At 72.7% G+C, this 16,468-nt stretch carries 13 protein-coding genes; 7 read left to right on the top strand and 6 right to left on the bottom strand.

Features of this window, described 5'->3' with window-relative positions; translation table 11 throughout:
- Window positions 1-20 precede the first annotated feature (20 nt).
- Complete coding sequence (locus ACFY7E_RS16860; RefSeq protein WP_389485460.1) at window positions 21-1,151, top strand: DivIVA domain-containing protein; 1,131 nt, start codon at window positions 21-23, stop codon at window positions 1,149-1,151.
- A gap of 168 nt (window positions 1,152-1,319) precedes the next feature.
- On the opposite strand, the gene ileS is transcribed toward ACFY7E_RS16860, so the two are convergent.
- A complete protein-coding gene (gene ileS, locus ACFY7E_RS16855; RefSeq protein WP_389485458.1) occupies window positions 1,320-4,457 on the bottom strand; it encodes an isoleucine--tRNA ligase in 3,138 nt (1,045 codons plus the stop codon).
- 548 nt (window positions 4,458-5,005) lie between these two features.
- On the opposite strand from ileS, the gene ACFY7E_RS16850 reads away from it, so the two are divergent.
- The 6 genes from ACFY7E_RS16850 to ACFY7E_RS16825 all read left to right on the top strand — a co-directional run bounded on the left by ACFY7E_RS16850 (window position 5,006) and on the right by ACFY7E_RS16825 (window position 10,230).
- A complete protein-coding gene (locus ACFY7E_RS16850) occupies window positions 5,006-5,704 on the top strand; it encodes a TraR/DksA family transcriptional regulator (protein ID WP_389485456.1) in 699 nt (232 codons plus the stop codon).
- 116 nt (window positions 5,705-5,820) lie between these two features.
- Window positions 5,821-6,417: a signal peptidase II gene (lspA, locus tag ACFY7E_RS16845; RefSeq protein ID WP_389485454.1), complete on the top strand. Its 597-nt coding sequence runs from the start codon at window positions 5,821-5,823 to the stop codon at window positions 6,415-6,417.
- Between the two features lie 17 nt (window positions 6,418-6,434).
- A complete protein-coding gene (locus ACFY7E_RS16840; protein WP_383437944.1) occupies window positions 6,435-7,376 on the top strand; it encodes an RluA family pseudouridine synthase in 942 nt (313 codons plus the stop codon).
- Entirely contained in the window at window positions 7,373-7,852 is a 480-nt protein-coding gene (locus ACFY7E_RS16835; RefSeq protein ID WP_389485452.1) for a GNAT family N-acetyltransferase, read from the top strand. Before ACFY7E_RS16840 ends, ACFY7E_RS16835 begins: the two co-directional genes overlap by 4 nt.
- Before the next feature lie 75 nt (window positions 7,853-7,927).
- Window positions 7,928-9,514 (top strand): Na+/H+ antiporter, encoded by a 1,587-nt coding sequence (locus tag ACFY7E_RS16830; RefSeq protein ID WP_389485449.1) that lies wholly within the window; start codon window positions 7,928-7,930, stop codon window positions 9,512-9,514.
- A gap of 134 nt (window positions 9,515-9,648) precedes the next feature.
- Complete coding sequence (locus ACFY7E_RS16825; RefSeq protein ID WP_389485447.1) at window positions 9,649-10,230, top strand: dienelactone hydrolase family protein; 582 nt, start codon at window positions 9,649-9,651, stop codon at window positions 10,228-10,230.
- Window positions 10,231-10,304: 74 nt separating this feature from the next.
- On the opposite strand, the gene ACFY7E_RS16820 is transcribed toward ACFY7E_RS16825, so the two are convergent.
- The 5 genes from ACFY7E_RS16820 to ACFY7E_RS16800 form a co-directional block, all read right to left on the bottom strand.
- Window positions 10,305-11,267 (bottom strand): zinc metalloprotease, encoded by a 963-nt coding sequence (locus ACFY7E_RS16820; protein ID WP_389485445.1) that lies wholly within the window; start codon window positions 11,265-11,267, stop codon window positions 10,305-10,307.
- Window positions 11,268-11,623: 356 nt separating this feature from the next.
- Complete coding sequence (locus ACFY7E_RS16815) at window positions 11,624-13,273, bottom strand: alkaline phosphatase D family protein (RefSeq protein ID WP_389485443.1); 1,650 nt, start codon at window positions 13,271-13,273, stop codon at window positions 11,624-11,626.
- 198 nt (window positions 13,274-13,471) lie between these two features.
- The gene (locus ACFY7E_RS16810; RefSeq protein WP_389485441.1) at window positions 13,472-14,287 is read right to left on the bottom strand and encodes a DsbA family protein; all 816 of its coding nucleotides are present in this window, start codon (window positions 14,285-14,287) and stop codon (window positions 13,472-13,474) included.
- Window positions 14,288-14,342: 55 nt separating this feature from the next.
- On the bottom strand, window positions 14,343-15,029 hold the full coding sequence (locus ACFY7E_RS16805; RefSeq protein ID WP_389485439.1) for a hypothetical protein: 687 nt from the start codon (window positions 15,027-15,029) through the stop codon (window positions 14,343-14,345).
- 37 nt (window positions 15,030-15,066) lie between these two features.
- Entirely contained in the window at window positions 15,067-16,425 is a 1,359-nt protein-coding gene (locus ACFY7E_RS16800; RefSeq protein WP_389485436.1) for a DUF2252 domain-containing protein, read from the bottom strand.
- Window positions 16,426-16,468 lie beyond the last annotated feature (43 nt).

The raw sequence follows: 16,468 nt of genomic DNA, 5'->3' as shown, positions 1-16,468 counted from the left end.
TACGTAGAGGTGAAGAAGAGATGCCGCTGACTCCCGAGGACGTGCGGAACAAGCAGTTCACGACCGTCCGCCTTCGAGAAGGCTATGACGAGGACGAGGTCGATGCCTTCCTCGACGAGGTCGAAGCCGAGCTGACCCGCCTGCTCCGCGAGAACGAGGACCTGCGCGCCAAGCTGGCCGCCGCGACGCGCGCCGCCGCGCAGAACCAGCAGCAGCAGAGCATGCGCAAGCCCCCGGAGCAGCAGGATCGTCCCGTCGGGCCCGGGGCTCCGGTACCCGCCGCCATATCCGGTCCGCCGGTCCAGCAGCAGCCGCCGCAGATGGGCCCGCCGCAGCTGCCTTCCGGTGCTCCTCAGCTTCCCGCCGGCCCGATGCAGGGCGGCCCCATGCAGGGCGGGCCCATGGGCCCCGGCTCGATGCAGGGTGGCCCCATGCAGGGTGGACCGATGGGTCCCGGCCCGATGCAGGGCGGTCCGATGCAGGGCGGCCCCATGCAGGGCGGCCCGATGGGTCACCCGCAGCAGATGCAGCAGCAGCCGCCCGCGCAGGCGCCCGGAGGCGACAGCGCCGCGCGCGTCCTGTCGCTGGCCCAGCAGACCGCCGACCAGGCGATCGCGGAGGCCCGTTCCGAGGCCAACAAGATCGTCGGCGAGGCGCGTTCGCGCGCCGAGGGCCTGGAGCGGGACGCCCGCGCCAAGGCCGACGCCCTAGAGCGGGACGCGCAGGAGAAGCACCGCGTCGCGATGGGGTCCCTGGAGTCCGCCCGCGCCACCCTCGAGCGCAAGGTCGAGGACCTGCGGGGCTTCGAGCGCGAGTACCGCACGCGCCTGAAGTCGTACCTGGAGTCGCAGCTGCGTCAGCTGGAGACCCAGGCGGACGACTCGCTGGCTCCGCCGCGAACCCCGGCCGCGGCCTCCCTCCCGCCGGCCCCGTCGATGGCCTCGGCCGGTGCCGGTGGCCCGTCCTACGGCGGCGGCACGATGGGCGGCGGCCCGTCCATGGGCGGCGCCCCGTCCTACGGCGGCGGTCAGCAGCAGATGTCCCCGGCGATGACCCAGCCGATGGCTCCGGTCCGTCCGCAGGCACCGCAGCCGATGCAGCAGGCTCCGGCGCCGATGCGGGGCTTCCTGATCGACGAGGACGACAACTGACGGCGGGCGGTCGCGCGACGAGCGCGTAGCCGTCGGCAGGCTGCGAGGGCCGGCTCCCGGGAAACCGGGGGCCGGCCCTTCGTCGTGCCCGGGGTGCTCCGGGGCGCGGGGAGGGAAAGCGGAAGGCCCGGCCCCCGGAGCGGGGGAGCCGGGCCTTCGCCGTGCCGGTTACGCCTTGCGGAGGCGGAACGTCAGGCCGAGGGACTCGTCCGTGAACGGGGCGCCGTAGGTGTCGTCGGCCTCGCCGTTCGCGTGGTCCGTCGCCAGGACCTCGTCCGCGATGAGGGCCGCGTGGGCCGTCAGGGCCTCCCTGGTCTCCGCGGAGTCGGAGGTCCAGCGCAGGGCGATGCGGTCGGCGACGTCCAGGCCGCTGTTCTTGCGGGCCTCCTGGATCAGCCGGATCGCGTCACGGGCCAGGCCCGCCCGACGCAGCTCCGGGGTGATCTCCAGGTCCAGGGCGACCGTCGCGCCCGCGTCCGAGGCGACCGACCAGCCCTCGCGGGGGGTCTCCGTGATGATGATCTCCTCGGGGGTGACGGTGATCGTCTCGCCGTTCACCTCCAGGCTCGCCTCCCCGGAGCGCAGCGCCAGGGACAGGGCCGCCGCGTCCGCCGCCGCCACCGCCTTCGCCACGTCCTGGACGCCCTTGCCGAAGCGCTTGCCCAGGGCCCGGAAGTTGGCCTTCGCCGTCGTGTCGACGAGCGAGCCGCCGACCTCCGACAGGGACGCGAGCGAGGAGACGTTCAGCTCCTCCGTGATCTGGGCCCGCAGCTCCGGCGAGAGGGCGGTGAAGCCCGTGGCCGCCACCAGGGCGCGGGAGAGCGGCTGACGGGTCTTCACGCCCGACTCGGCGCGCGTCGCCCGGCCCAGCTCCACCAGGCGCCGGACGAGCAGCATCTGCTCGGAGAGCGTGCCGTCGATCAGCGTGGCGTCCGCCTCCGGCCAGGTGGCCAGGTGGACCGACTCCGGGGCGTCCGGCGCCACCGGGACCACCAGGTCCTGCCAGACCCGCTCGGTGATGAACGGGGTCAGCGGGGCCATCAGGCGGGTGACCGTCTCCACGACCTCGTGCAGGGTCCGCAGAGCGGCCTTGTCGCCCTGCCAGAAGCGGCGGCGGGAGCGGCGCACGTACCAGTTGGACAGGTCGTCCACGAACGCCGAGAGGAGCTTGCCGGTGCGCTGGGTGTCGTACGACTCCATCGCCTCGGTCGTCTCGGCCACCAGCGTGTTCAGCTCGGAGAGCAGCCACTTGTCGAGGACCGTGCGGTCGGCCGGGGCCGGGTCCGCCGCGCTCGGCGCCCAGCCGGACGTGCGGGCGTACAGGGCCTGGAAGGCGACCGTGTTCCAGTACGTCAGGAGGGTCTTGCGGACCACCTCCTGGATCGTGCCGTGGCCCACCCGGCGGGCCGCCCACGGTGAGCCGCCGGCCGCCATGAACCAGCGGACGGCGTCGGCGCCGTGCTGGTCCATCAGCGGGATCGGCTGGAGGATGTTCCCCAGGTGCTTGGACATCTTGCGGCCGTCCTCGGCGAGGATGTGGCCCAGGCAGACCACGTTCTCGTACGACGACCTGTCGAAGACCAGGGTGCCGACGGCCATCAGCGTGTAGAACCAGCCGCGGGTCTGGTCGATCGCCTCGGAGATGAACTGCGCCGGGTAGCGGCTCTCGAACAGCTCCTTGTTCTCGTACGGGTAGCCGTACTGCGCGAACGGCATCGAGCCCGAGTCGTACCAGGCGTCGATGACCTCGGGGACGCGCGTGGCCGTCTTCGAGCAGCTCGGGCACGGGAACGTGACCGCGTCGATGTACGGGCGGTGCGGGTCCAGGCCCGACTGGTCGGTGCCGGTCAGCTCGGTCAGCTCCGCGCGCGAGCCCACGCAGGTGAGGTGTCCGTCCTCGCAGCGCCAGATCGGCAGCGGGGTGCCCCAGTAGCGGTTGCGGGAGAGCGCCCAGTCGACGTTGTTGGTCAGCCAGTCGCCGAAGCGCCCGTGCTTGACCGACTCCGGGAACCAGTTGGTCTTCTCGTTCTCCGCGAGCATGCGGTCCTTGACCGCGGTCGTGCGGATGTACCAGGACGGCTGCGCGTAGTAGAGCAGCGCCGTGTGGCAGCGCCAGCAGTGCGGGTAGCTGTGCTCGTACGCGATGTGCTCGAAGAGCAGGCCGCGCGCGTCCAGGTCGGCGGTCAGCTTCTCGTCGGCCTTCTTGAAGAAGACGCCGCCGACCAGCGGCACGTCCTCCTCGAAGGTGCCGTCGGGGCGGACCGGGTTCACGACCGGCAGGCCGTACGCCTTGCAGACCCGGAGGTCGTCCTCGCCGAAGGCGGGGGACTGGTGGACCAGACCCGTGCCGTCCTCGGTGGTCACGTACTCGGCGTTGACGACGTAGTGCGCCGGCTCCGGGAACTCGATCAGCTCGAACGGGCGCTCGTACGTCCAGCGCTCCATGTCCTTGCCGGTGAAGGTCTCGCCGGTGGTGACCCAGCCCTCGCCGAACGCCTTCTCGACCAGCGGCTCGGCGACGACGACCTGCTCGTCGCCGTCGGTGGCGACCACGTAGGTGACCTCGGGGTGGGCGGCGACCGCCGTGTTGGACACCAGGGTCCACGGGGTCGTCGTCCAGACCAGGAGCGCCGCCCGGCCGGCCAGCGGGCCGGAGGTCAGCGGGAAGCGGACGTAGACCGAGGGGTCGACGACCGTCTCGTAGCCCTGCGCCAGCTCGTGGTCGGAGAGGCCGGTGCCGCAGCGGGGACACCAGGGGGCGACCCGGTGGTCCTGGACCAGCAGGTCCTTCTCGAAGATCTGCTTGAGCGACCACCAGACCGACTCGATGTACGCGGGGTCCATGGTCCGGTACGCGTCGTCGAGGTCGACCCAGTAGCCCATCCGGGTCGTCAGCTCGGCGAAGGCGTCGGTGTGGCGGGTCACCGACGCGCGGCACTTCGCGTTGAACTCCGCGATGCCGTAGTCCTCGATGTCCTTCTTGCCGGAGAAGCCGAGCTCCTTCTCGACGGCGAGCTCGACCGGCAGGCCGTGGCAGTCCCAGCCGGCCTTGCGGGCCACGTGGTAGCCGCGCATGGTCCGGAAGCGGGGGAAGACGTCCTTGAAGACGCGGGCCTCGATGTGGTGGGCGCCCGGCATGCCGTTGGCGGTGGGCGGGCCCTCGTAGAACACCCACTCGGGGCGTCCCTCGGACTGCTCCAGGGTCTTCGCGAAGACCTTGTTCTCCTGCCAGAAGTCGAGCACGGCGTGCTCGAGGGCGGGCAGGTCGACCTGGGCGGGCACCTGGCGGTACTGCGGCGGTGTCATGCGGCGGACTCTCCTCCGGACGGACGGTTCTGCTTCCGTCGGAGGGACGAGAGCGCTGCTCCCGCGGTACCACCCTCCTTGGCCCCGGACGTGACCGCCCCGAGCCCCCTCATTGGGGTCGCGACGCCGGGTCTAGTCACCGCGCCCGTGGGGCGGCTTTCTTCCGGCGGCTCCGGGGTGATGCTTCACATCGGGCTCGCCCCCGGGCTCTCACCGTCCCCGGGTCGCTCATGGCTGCGTACGACGCTACTCGTCCCCATCCAAGCCTTTCGCTGAGGCCAGTGTACGGGGCCCGGGGAAGGAGGGCGGACCGGTTTTCCGTGACCCGAATGGCCATACGGAGGGGCCCGGGTCCGGTGTGGGGCCATGTGGGGGAGGGGCGGGACGGATAACCCGGCGGGGAGCCGGGCACAACGGATGCAGGCCGCCCCGGCGGGGAGCGGGGGCGGGTGGGAACGGCGGCGTGCCCCGTTGCCGCGGGCCCCGGGCCGATTTATCGTCCCAGCACGATTCGCGAGCAAGATCACAAAATGTGAAGGGGCCGCGACATGGTGGCGAAGAAGACGGTCACGAAGAAGGTGGCGGCCGCCAAGAAGACGGTCGCCGAGAAGGCCGCGGCGGCCGAGAAGGCCGTCGTGGAGAAGACGGGAGCGGCGGCCCCCGCCGGGGCGGCCTCCGCCGAGGACACCGCCGCCCCGGACGCGCCCGCCAAGAAGGCCGGGGCGAAGAGGGCGGCCGCCGGCAAGGCGCCCGCGCGGAAGCAGACAGGAGCCAGGACGGTGGCAGCGAAGAAGACCGCGGGTGGGGTCACGACCGTCGACGACGAGGCCGCGGTGCCCCCGGCCCGTGCCGGCGAACTCGCGGTCCGGCCGGGCGAGGACCCGTGGACGCCCGAGGAGGTCGCCGGGGCCCGCGACGGGCTCCGGGCGGAGGTGGCGCGGCTCCGCAGCGAGCTCGCCCACTCCCAGGAGGAGCTCACCGGCCTCATGCGGGACTCGGGCGACGGCGCCGGGGACGACCAGGCCGACACCGGCACCAAGAACATCACCCGCGAGCACGAGCTGGCCCTCGCGGCCAACGCCCGGGAGATGCTGGAACAGACCGAGCACGCCCTGGAGCGGCTCGACGCCGGCACGTACGGCCTGTGCGAGGTGTGCGGCAAGCCGATCGGCAAGGCCCGGATGCAGGCCTTCCCGAGAGCCACCCTCTGCGTCGAGGACAAGCAGCGCCAGGAACGGCGCGGCTGAGGCGCGCGGCGCCCGCCGGGGCGCCGCGCGGCCGGGCGGTCTCGGCCGACGGCCCCGTACGCCTGTGCCGTACCCTCGGTGCACGGTCAGGCATCGAGGTCGAGGGACTCACTCACGTGGCAGAGGCGGAGCGCATCATCGGTACGCCGGATTCAGCAGGGGCCGACGGGTCGGCCGCCCCCGACGGCACGGACGCCGGCGCGGACGCCCCCGCGGAGCGTCCCCGGGGCCGGCGCAGGATCGCCGCCCTGTTCGTGGTGGCCGTCCTGGCCTATCTGCTCGACCTCGGCAGCAAGATCCTCGTGGTCGAGAAGCTGGAGGGCCGCGAGCCGATCCGGGTGATCGGCGACCTGCTCCGCTTCGACGCCATCCGGAACCCGGGCGCCGCCTTCGGCATGGGCGAGGCCTTCACGATCATCTTCACCTGCATCGCCGCCGTCGTGATCGTCGTGATCGTCCGCCTCGCGCGCAAGCTCTACAGCCTGCCGTGGGCCGTCGCGCTCGGCCTGCTCCTCGGCGGCGCGCTCGGCAACCTCACCGACCGGATCTTCCGCTCGCCGGGCGTCTTCGAGGGCGCGGTCGTCGACTTCATCGCCCCCGCGCACTTCGCCGTCTTCAACCTCGCCGACTCGGCGATCGTCTGCGGCGGCGTCCTCATCGTGATCCTGTCGTTCCGGGGCCTGGACCCCGACGGGACCGTCCACAAGGACTGACAAGGCATACTCGACGGGTGAGTACGAGTCCCGAGATCCGCACGCTGCCCGTTCCCGACGGCCTGGAGGGCGAGCGCGTCGACGCCGCCATCGCCCGCATGTTCGGGTTTTCCCGTACGAAGGCGGCCGAGCTGGCCGCCGCAGGGAAGGTCCAGGTCGACGGCTCCGTCGTCGGCAAGTCCGAGCGGGTCAGCGGCGGCGCGTGGCTCGAGGTCGAGATGCCGGGCGCCGCCGCGCCCGTGCAGATCGTCGCGGAGCCCGTCGAGGGCATGGAGATCGTCCACGACGACGACGACATCGTCGTGATCACGAAGCCGGTCGGCGTCGCCGCCCACCCCAGCCCCGGCTGGACCGGCACCACCGTCATCGGCGGCCTCGCCGCCGCCGGCTACCGCATCTCCACCTCCGGCGCCGCCGAGCGCCAGGGCATCGTGCACCGCCTCGACGTCGGCACCTCCGGCCTGATGGTGGTCGCCAAGTCCGAGTACGCGTACACCTCGCTCAAGCGCCAGTTCAAGGAGCGCACGGTCGACAAGCGCTACCACGCGCTGGTCCAGGGGCACCCCGACCCGATGAGCGGCACCATCGACGCCCCCATCGGCCGGCACCCGAACCACGACTACAAGTGGGCGGTCACCGCCGACGGCAAGCCCTCCGTCACGCACTACGACCTCATCGAGGCCTACCGCTCGGCCTCGCTGCTCGACATCAAGCTGGAGACGGGCCGCACCCACCAGATCCGGGTGCACATGTCCGCCCACCGCCACCCCTGCGTCGGCGACCTCACCTACGGCGCCGACCCGACGATCGCCAAGCGCCTCGGCCTGACCCGGCAGTGGCTGCACGCCGTCCGCCTCGGCTTCGAGCACCCGGGCGACGGCTCGTGGGTCGAGTTCGCCAGCACCTACCCCGAGGACCTGCGGAAGGCCCTGGACCGGATCGAGGCGGAGAGCCGGTGAACACCGCGCACGGCACCGCGTACGACGTCCGCGAGGTCCTGGGCGACGAGGACCGGGAGGCCTGCTTCGCGGTCCGCCGCGAGGTCTTCGTCGAGGAGCAGGGCGTTCCGGCGGACATCGAGTACGACGCGTACGACGCGACCGCCGTGCACGTGCTCGCGGTCCGCGCGGACGGCCTCCCGCTGGGCACCGGGCGCCTGCTGCACGGCGCCGACGCGGCCGGCAGGACCGGCGGCGACGCCTCGGTGGGCTCGCTCGGCCGGCTCGCGGTCGCCGGGGCCGCGCGCGGCCTCGGGGTCGGCGCGGCCCTGGTCCGGGGCATCGAGGACGCGGCGCGCGAGCGCGGTCTGACCGCCGTCGACCTGCACGCGCAGACCCACGCCCTCGGCTTCTACGAGCGGCTCGGCTACGAGGCGTACGGCCCCGAGTTCCCGGACGCGGGCATCCCGCACCGGGCCATGCGGAAGACGCTGTAGCGTCCCCGGGGCCGTCCGTCGCGGCGCCCCGGGGACAACACGTGTGAAAAGAGGCCCACGTGGCAGGCTGAGCCCGTGGATCAATTGGCCCTGCTGTTCCTGCTGCTCCTGGGCGCCCTGCTCACCGTCCCCCTCGGCGAGCGGCTCGGGCTGCCCGCGCCGGTCCTGATGACCCTCGTCGGGATCGTGCTGGCCCTCCTGCCCTTCGTACCGAACGTCGAGATCCCGCCGGAGTACATCCTCCCGCTGGTGCTGCCGCCCCTCCTCTACGCGGCCGTGCAGCGGACCTCCTGGCGCCAGTTCGCGGCCAACAAGCGGCCCATCTTCCTGCTCGCGGTGGCCCTGGTCTTCGTCACCACGGCCGCCGTCGGCGCCGTCGCGAACGCGCTCGTGCCCGGCATCCCGCTGGCCGCCGCCATCGCGCTCGGCGCCCTCGTCGCGCCGCCGGACCCGGTCGCCGCGACCGCCGTCGCGGGCTCGCTCGGGCTGCCCCGCCGGCTCGTGTCGATCCTGGAGGGCGAAGGCCTCTTCAACGACGTCACCGCGATCGTGCTCTACCACGTGGCGATCGGCGCCGCCGTCAGCGGCGCCTTCTCCTGGCCCGGGGCGGTCGGCGCCCTCGTGCTCTCCGCCGTCGTCGCCGTGGTCGTCGGCCTGGGGCTCGGCTGGCTCTCCAACAAGCTCATCGGGGTCCTGGGCGACGCCACCCTCCAGACCGGCCTCACCCTCCTCGTCCCCTTCGTGAGCTACGTGCTCGCCGAGGAGCTGCACGGCTCCGGCGTCCTCTCCGTCCTGGTCACCGCGCTCTTCCTGGCCGAGCACGCGGCCGACGCCGACGACGTCATGGGCCGGCTCGCCGGGCAGACCTTCTGGGAGATCGTCGACACCCTCGTGACCGGCATCGCCTTCGGCCTCATCGGCCTGGAGGTCGTCCACGTCTTCGGGTACGCGGACGGACACGTCCTGGAGATGCTCGGCTGGGGCGCGGCCGTGGCCGGGACGGTCGTCGTCGTCCGGCTGCTCTGGCTGCTGCCCGCCACCTGGCTGGCGCAGAAGCTGCACACGCTCCGGGACGTGGACGAGGAGATCCCGGTGAGCTGGCGGGAGACCGTCGTCATGTGGTGGGCGGGGATGCGCGGGGTGGCCTCGGTGGCGCTCGCGCTCGCCGTTCCGCTCACCACCGCCGACGGCGAGCCCTTCCCCGGCCGCGCGGAGATCGTCTTCATCGCCTTCTGCGTGATCCTCACCACCCTCGTCCTCCAGGGGCTGACCCTGCCCGCCCTGGTCCGGCGGCTCGGGGTGAAGGCGGACACCGAGGCCGAACGGGCCCTGGAGCGGGAGCTCGCGGTCCGGGCCGCGAAGGCGGCCAAGCGGCGGCTCAAGGAGATCGAGGAGGTCGAGGACCTGCCGGAGGAGGTGCAGGAGCGGCTCCAGCGCGGCGCCTTCGACATCGGGGCGCGGATCAGCCCCGACATGGTGGACGACGAGCGGCGGGCCGCCTTCGCGGAGCGGGCGCACCGCTTCAAGGCGGTCCAGCGGATCCAGAGGGAGCTGATGTCGGCGGCCCGGCACGAGGTCCTGGCGGCGCGCAGCGAGCCGGGCGCCGACCCCGAGGTGGTGGACCGGGTGCTCCGCCAGCTGGACGTGCGCAGCATGCGGTGACGTGCGCGGCACGCGGTGACGCGGGCGGCACGCGGTGACGCGGGCGGCACGCGGTGACGCGGGCGGCGCGGTCGGGCGGGGGAGCGGGGCCCGGCTTTCGGAGCGGGCCCGTGCCGGGTGGCAGGATGGCGCGCATGGACATCATGCTTTTCCACTCGGTGTACGGCCCGCGCCCGGCCGTGGAGGCCGCGGCCGAGCGGCTGCGGGCCGCCGGGCACCGGGTGTGGACGCCGGACCTCTTCGACGGCTGGACCACCGATTCGGTGGAGGAGGGCACGGCGAAGCGGGACGAGATCGGCAAGGACGAACTCCTCAGGCGCGCGATCCTGGCCGCCGCCCCGTACTCGGAGCGCGGCCTCGTCTACGCCGGCTTCTCGCTGGGCGCGTCGGTCGCGCAGACCCTGGCCCTCGGCGACGAGAGGGCGCGCGGCCTCCTGCTGCTGCACGGCACCTCGGACCTCGCGCCGGACGCGTCGGTGGACGGGCTGCCCGTACAGCTGCACGTGGCCGAGCCCGACCCCTTCGAGACGGACGACTGGCTGTCCGCGTGGTACCTCCAGATGGGCCGGGCCGGGGCGGACGTGGAGATCCACCGCTACCGGGGCGCCGGGCACCTCTACACGGACCCGGACCTGCTCGACTGGGACGCGGAGGCGGCGGAGCGGACCTGGACGGTGGCGCTCGCGTTCCTGGAGGAGCTGGAAGAAGCCTCGTAAGGTCCGTGCGGACGTGCCCGAGGGCGCGACGGGAGGCTCTTCCCGTCGCGCCCTCGGTGTGTTCGCGGGCCGGATCAGCCCGCGCGGTACGCGGTCCAGTACTCGTTCATCCGGGCCACCTGGCCCGAGGTGAACTGGTACATGCAGGAGTCGTACGTGTAGTCCATGAAGTTGTGGATCGGGTCCGCGCCGGCCTTGGTGGTGCAGGAGTCGCGGCCGGTCGGGCACTCGTACGCCGGGCTCTTCTCGGCCGGGGTGTCGGCGACGTAGTCGCCGCTGCCGCTGCAGCCACCCTGGAAGGTGTGGTAGAGGCCCATCCAGTGGCCGACCTCGTGGGTGGCGGTGTCGCCCTGGTTGTAGTTGGCCGCCGAGCCGCCCGGGAGCGAGGCGTCGAGGACGACGACGCCGTCCATGGACGGGTTGGACTTGTACGAGGACGGGAAGGTCGCCCAGCCGAGCAGTCCGCCGCCCAGGTTGGCGGTGTAGAAGTTCAGCGCGCCCGCGCCGCCCTTCCGGAGGGTCTGCTTCATCTGCTTCTCGGCGGTGGAGCCGGAGGTCAGGTTGTACCAGGAGGCGTTGTCCGTGTAGTCGGTACCGGCCAGGGTGAACTGGAAGTTGCTGTTCACGTTGCCGGTGCCCTGGCCGGCGTAGGCCGCGTTCAGGACGTTCATCTGGTTGTTGACGGCGGTGGCCGAGAGCTTGCCCGTCGTCCCGGAGTGGATGACGTGGAAGTAGACGGGGATGGTGACCACGGCGGCGGCCCGGCCCGAGGCGGCGGCCCGGCCGGCGTCGGTGCGCCCGGCCGAGGAGAGCGACGCCAGTCTCTTGTCGAGGTCGGCGTCCATCGCCTTGGCCTGGGCGGCCGAGACCTCGTTGGGCTCGGCCGCGTGGCTGTCGGCGCCGCGCGCCTTGCGGGCGCCGGAGAGGGCCGCCGTGCCGTCGGCACACTCCTCGGCGGAGGCGCCGGCGAGGGGGGAGGCGGCGGCGCCGGTGGCGACGGGGGCCGAAAGCGGTGCCAGGGCCAGGGTTCCGGCCATGACGGCGGTACCGATGACACGACGTGACGTACGCGGGGATATACGGGCAAGAGCACGCATCGTGACTCCTCGTGGGGGGTGTGCGGGGGAACTTCCTCCGCCACGCCGGGGAGATTACGCGGCCATGTCAGGTGTCATTGAGGAGTGATCAGGCCCAATCATCCGTGGGGCAATTCGGCGCATCGGGAAGAAAATCTTCTGCGTCTTCCGGAGTTTGAGACGCCGACGTAACGAACCGAGGGACGGTGGCGGGTGGTGTGTCCGGATTTCGATCGCCGAAAATCGCCACCCGCCGTAGCCGTGTGATCTCTCGTTAACAGAAGGGATCATGGCTGAAAATCGACCCTCTGGGGATCTCAGAGGACCGGCTGGTACACCCGCTCGACACGCTGCGTTCCGCTCGACGTCCGGTACGAGCGCGCCCAGGCCGTCGTCGCGGCCGGGTCCGCCTTGTCGGAGACCGTGTAGTAGTCCATCTGCGAGCGGTCGGCCGTCACGTCGAGCACGCCGTAGCCGTGGTGGTCCATGTCCACCCACTTCACGTGGCGGTTGGCGGCCTTCACGGCGGTCGCGGCCACCGCCGAGAGCGTCCCCGGCGCCACGTGCAGCAGGTCGTCCAGGTTGTCCGAGGTCACCGAGGTGACCACGAACTCGGTCGCCGCCGAGGCCGAGAGCGGATACGTCGCGGCCCGCACCGGCACGTCGTTGGCCCAGGCCATGTGGATGTCGCCGGTCAGGAAGACCGTGTTCCGGACACCGCGCGAGGTCAGGTGCGCGAGGAGCTCCCTGCGGTCGTCCGTGTACCCGTCCCACTGGTCCACGTTGACCGCGAGCCCCTCCTTCGGCAGGCCCATCAGCTCCGCGAGCGGCTCCAGGAGGTGGGCGGGCAGGGAGCCGAAGGCGACCGGCGAGATCATCACCGAGGTGCCGACCAGCTGCCAGGTCGCGTCCGAACCCGCGAGCCCCGCCTTGAGCCAGTCCAGCTGGGCGCGGCCGGTGATGCTCCGCTCCGGGTCGTCGACCGTGCCGCTGCCCGCCTTCGCCTGCGCCGAGCGGAACGAACGCAGGTCGAGCAGGTGCAGATCGGCCAGTCTGCCGAAGCGCAGGCGCCGGAAGACCGTGCCCTCGGTGGAGGCCCGGACCGGCATCCACTCGAAGTACGCCTGCTTGGCGGCCGCCACCCGGGCCGCCCACGCGCCCTCGGCGCCGGGGGTGTGGTTCTCGGCCCCGCCCGTCCAGGCGTCGTTGGCGAACTCGTGGTCGTCCCAGATGGCGATCACCGGGTGCGCCGCGTGCAGCGCCCGCAGGCCGGGGTCCGTCTTGTACTTCCCGTGCCGGGCGCGGTAGTCGGCGAGCGAGACGATCTCGTGGCGCGGCTCGTGGGCCCGGACGGTGTACTTCGCCTCGGGGTAGACCCCGCTGGCGTACTCGTAGAGGTAGTCGCCGAGGTGGAGCACCGCGTCCAGGTCGGCGCGGGCGGCCAGGTGGCGGTACGCGGAGAAGTGCCCGGCCTCCCAGTTCGCGCAGGAGACCACGCCGAAGCGGACGCCGGGCGCGGCCGCGTCGGCGGCCGGGGCGGTGCGGGTGCGGGCGGCCGGCGAGACCGTGCCGTCCGCGGTGAAGCGGAACCAGTAGGCGGTGGCCGGGCGCAGGCCCCGGACGTCCGCCTTCACGGTGTGGTCGGCGGCGGCGCCCGTCGTGGTCGTGCCCGAGGCGACGACCCGGGCGAAGGCGCGGTCCTCGGCGACCTCCCAGCCGACCCGGACGTCGGGGCCGACGCCGGAGCCGGGCACGGCCTCGGGGACGGGGGTGACGCGCGTCCAGAGCAGGACGCCGTCGGGCAGCGGGTCGCCGGAGGCGACGCCGTGGAGGAAGGCGGGGGCCGTGGCCTCCGCGAGGGCGGGGGAGGCGGCGCCCAGGAGGACGGGCGCGGCGACGGCGGTGGCGGCGGCGGCCTTCACGACCGTGCGGCGGGTGGGGGCGGAGGATACGGAACGACTGGTCACGGGCAGTCAGATTACTGACGGGTATGCCCAAGGGGCAGGCGAAATCCGGAAGTTCGCCGACCGGTCGCCCCGGGGACGCCCGGGTTCCTCCTGTCGGCTTCCCCCCTTGCCGCGCCCCCGTCCCGGACGCGCCTCGGCCCCGGACCGGTGGGGTCCGGGGCCGAGGAGGGCTGTCGGAGCGGGGCGCGGGGGCGGGCGTCAGCCCTTGAGGGCCGCCGTGATCGCCGTCGTGAACTCCTCCGGCGACATCGGCGGGTTGTCGCTGCCCTGGACCGTCACCGGCTTGCCGTTCATCTTCAGGGTCGGGGTGCCCTGCACCCCGCTGTCGTCGAAGGACTTGGACATCTTCACCGCCCAGGCGTCGAAGGTGCCCTCCTCGACGTTCTTCTTGAACGCGGCGTTGCCCTTGAGCGCCGGCACCGACTCCGCGACCTCCAGGAGGTAGGAGTCCTCGGCGAACTTGTCGTCGTTCTCCTCCGGGTGGAACTTCGTGGAGTAGAGCGCGGACTTGTACTTCAGGAAGGCCTCCGGGCTCACGTCCAGGGCAGCGCCGAGCGCCGACAGGGCGTTCCTCGAACCCTCGCCCGGGACGGCGTTGTCGATGAAGGTCGCGCCGACGTACCGGATCTTGTACTTGCCGGCCTCGACGTCCTTCTCGATCGTGGAGCCCACGGACTGCTCGAAGGTCGCGCAGACCGGGCAGCGCGAGTCCTCGTACAGCTCCAGGGTCTTCTTCGCGGACGCCTCGCCGACGACGACCGTCGTGCCGTTCGTCCCCGAGGTGTTCTTCGGGGCCGCGACGGTCGTCGCCTCGGCCGCCGCCTCCCACTGGGAGGGCTTGTTCGCCTGCACCACCGCGTAGCCGACGCCGCCGGCGACGGCCAGGACGGCCACCGCCGAGACGCCCACGACGAGCTGCCGGCGCGCCCGGTCCTTCTTCGCCCGGCGCTCGCGCTCCTCGCGCAGCCGCTCGCGGGCGGCCGCCTTGTGGGACTGGCTGTTGCGTGCACTCATGATCGTTTCCTCCGTGGAAACCGTGAGAAAGGGGGGAGGGAGCCGCGGGACCCGCTCAGACGAGAGCGAGGCCCGGACGCGGCGGCCCCCGCCGCCCCACGGAGTGCACGAGGAGCCGGGTGCGCGAGGACCGGGGCCGTCCCTGGGGGCGCCCGGTGCGCCGGGGCGCCGGACCGCCCGTACGGAAGAAGGCCGCCACGAGCAGCAGCGGCCGGAACGCGAAGGCCTCCACCGCGCCGATCAGCCGGGCGAGCGCCCGCTCCCCGCCGCGCAGCCAGCAGGCCGCCGAGAACCCGACGCCCACGTGGGCCAGGAGCAGCAGCCACGGCAGCGCCGGGTCGGGGGAGGAGAGCAGGGCGGCCGCGCTCCCGCTCTCCGGGACCGCCACGCCGGGCAGCGGCGCCCCCACGGCGCCGCCGCAGAAGACCTCCACCCCCACCGCGCGCAGCGACCCGGCGACCGGGCCGCCGGCGGGGCCGTAACAGACCGCCTGGCCGCTGGTGAAGAGCGTGTCGGCCGCCAGCTCCAGCGGGACGAGGAGCCCGGCGATCGGGCCGAGGCCGCGCTCGCGGCCGGCCAGCGCGTACGCCACGGCGAAGACGCCGGCGGCGACCGGGACGACCGTCCCCACCGGCAGCGGCACGCCCGAGAGCAGCACGTGGGACGCCACGGACAGCGTCACGGCCAGTACCGTGAAGAACGCCGCCCGCAGCGTCCTCAGCTGCGTCCCTGCCATGTCCATCGCTCAGGAGTGTGCCACGCGGGCGCGTAAGGGGTCACTAAAGGGAAGCTGTGGAGGGTCCCTCCGGTCCCCGGAGCCCCGGGATCCGGTCGTTGCGGAACAGGTCCACGAAGATCTGGTGGTCCGCCCGGGCACGGGCCCCGTAGGAGTGCGCGAACTCCACGAGCAGCTCCGCGAACCCCTCCCCGTCGGTGCCGATCGCCGCGTCGATGGCCCGCTCCGTCGAGAACGGCACGAGGGAGTGGCCGCTGGAGTCGTCCGCCGCCGCGTGCATGGTCGCCGTCGCCCGCCCCAGGTCCGCCACGGTCGCCGCGATCTCGGCCGGGTCGTCGATGTCCGACCAGTCCAGGTCCACCGCGTACGGCGAGACCTCCGCCACCAGCTGTCCCGCGCCGCCCAGCTCCGTCCACCCCAGCCAGGGGTCCGCGTGCGCCTGGAGCGCCCGCTGCGAGATCACCGTCCGGTGCCCCTCGTGCCGGAAGTACCCCCGTACCGCCGCGTCGGTCACGTGCCGGGAGACCGCCGGGGTCTGCGCCTGCTTGAGGTAGATCACGACGTCGTTCTCCAGGGCGTCGCTGTTGCCCTCCAGGAGGATGTTGTACGAGGGGAGGCCGGCCGAGCCGATGCCGATCCCGCGCCGCCCGACCACGTCCTTCACCCGGTACGAGTCGGGGCGGGCCAGGCTGGACTCCGGCAGGGTCCCCAGATAGGCGTCGAAGGCGGCCAGGACCTCGTGGCGGGTGCCCGCGTCCAGCTCGATCGTGCCGCGGCCCGCCGAGAAACGGCGCTCGAAGTCCTGGATCACGGTCATCGAGTCCAGGAGCCCGAAGCGGGTCAGCGACCGGGCCTGGCGCAGGGCGGCGAGCAGCGGCCCGCCGGCGGTCTCCAGGGTGAAGCCGGGCACCTCGTCCTCCCCGGCGCCGGACGCCAGGACGTGGATCCGCTCCCGGTAGGCGGCGGCGCAGATCCGTACGAGCTCGGTGATCTGTGCGTCACTGAGCGCCTTGGCGTACCCGATCAGGGCGAGCGAGGCCGCGAGCCGCTTCAGGTCCCAGGTGAAGGGACCCACGTACGCCTCGTCGAAGTCGTTGACGTTGAAGACCAGGCGCCCGTTGGCGTTCATGTACGTGCCGAAGTTCTCGGCGTGCAGGTCACCGTGGATCCAGACCCGGCCGGTGCGCTCGTCCAGGTACGGGCCGCCGTGCGCCTCCGCCTCCAGGTCGGCGTAGAACAGGCAGGCGGTGCCCCGGTAGAAGGCGAAGGCGGACCCGGCCATCTTCCGGAACTTCACGCGGAAGGCCGCCGGGTCGGCGGCGAGCAGCTCGCCGAAGGCGGTGCCGAAGACGGCGAGGATGTGCTCACCGCGCTCGGCGGCGGTGGGCTGGGGGACCGGCATCGGGGTGCCTCCTGGTGGGGGACGTACGGGAAGAATGTTCACG

Origin of the sequence: Streptomyces sp. NPDC012825 (assembly GCF_042900925.1) — a bacterium.
Taxonomy (GTDB): domain Bacteria; phylum Actinomycetota; class Actinomycetes; order Streptomycetales; family Streptomycetaceae; genus Streptomyces.
The sequence above is the reverse complement of the archived record's forward strand: the minus strand, read 5'-3'. Positions and strand labels throughout refer to the sequence as shown.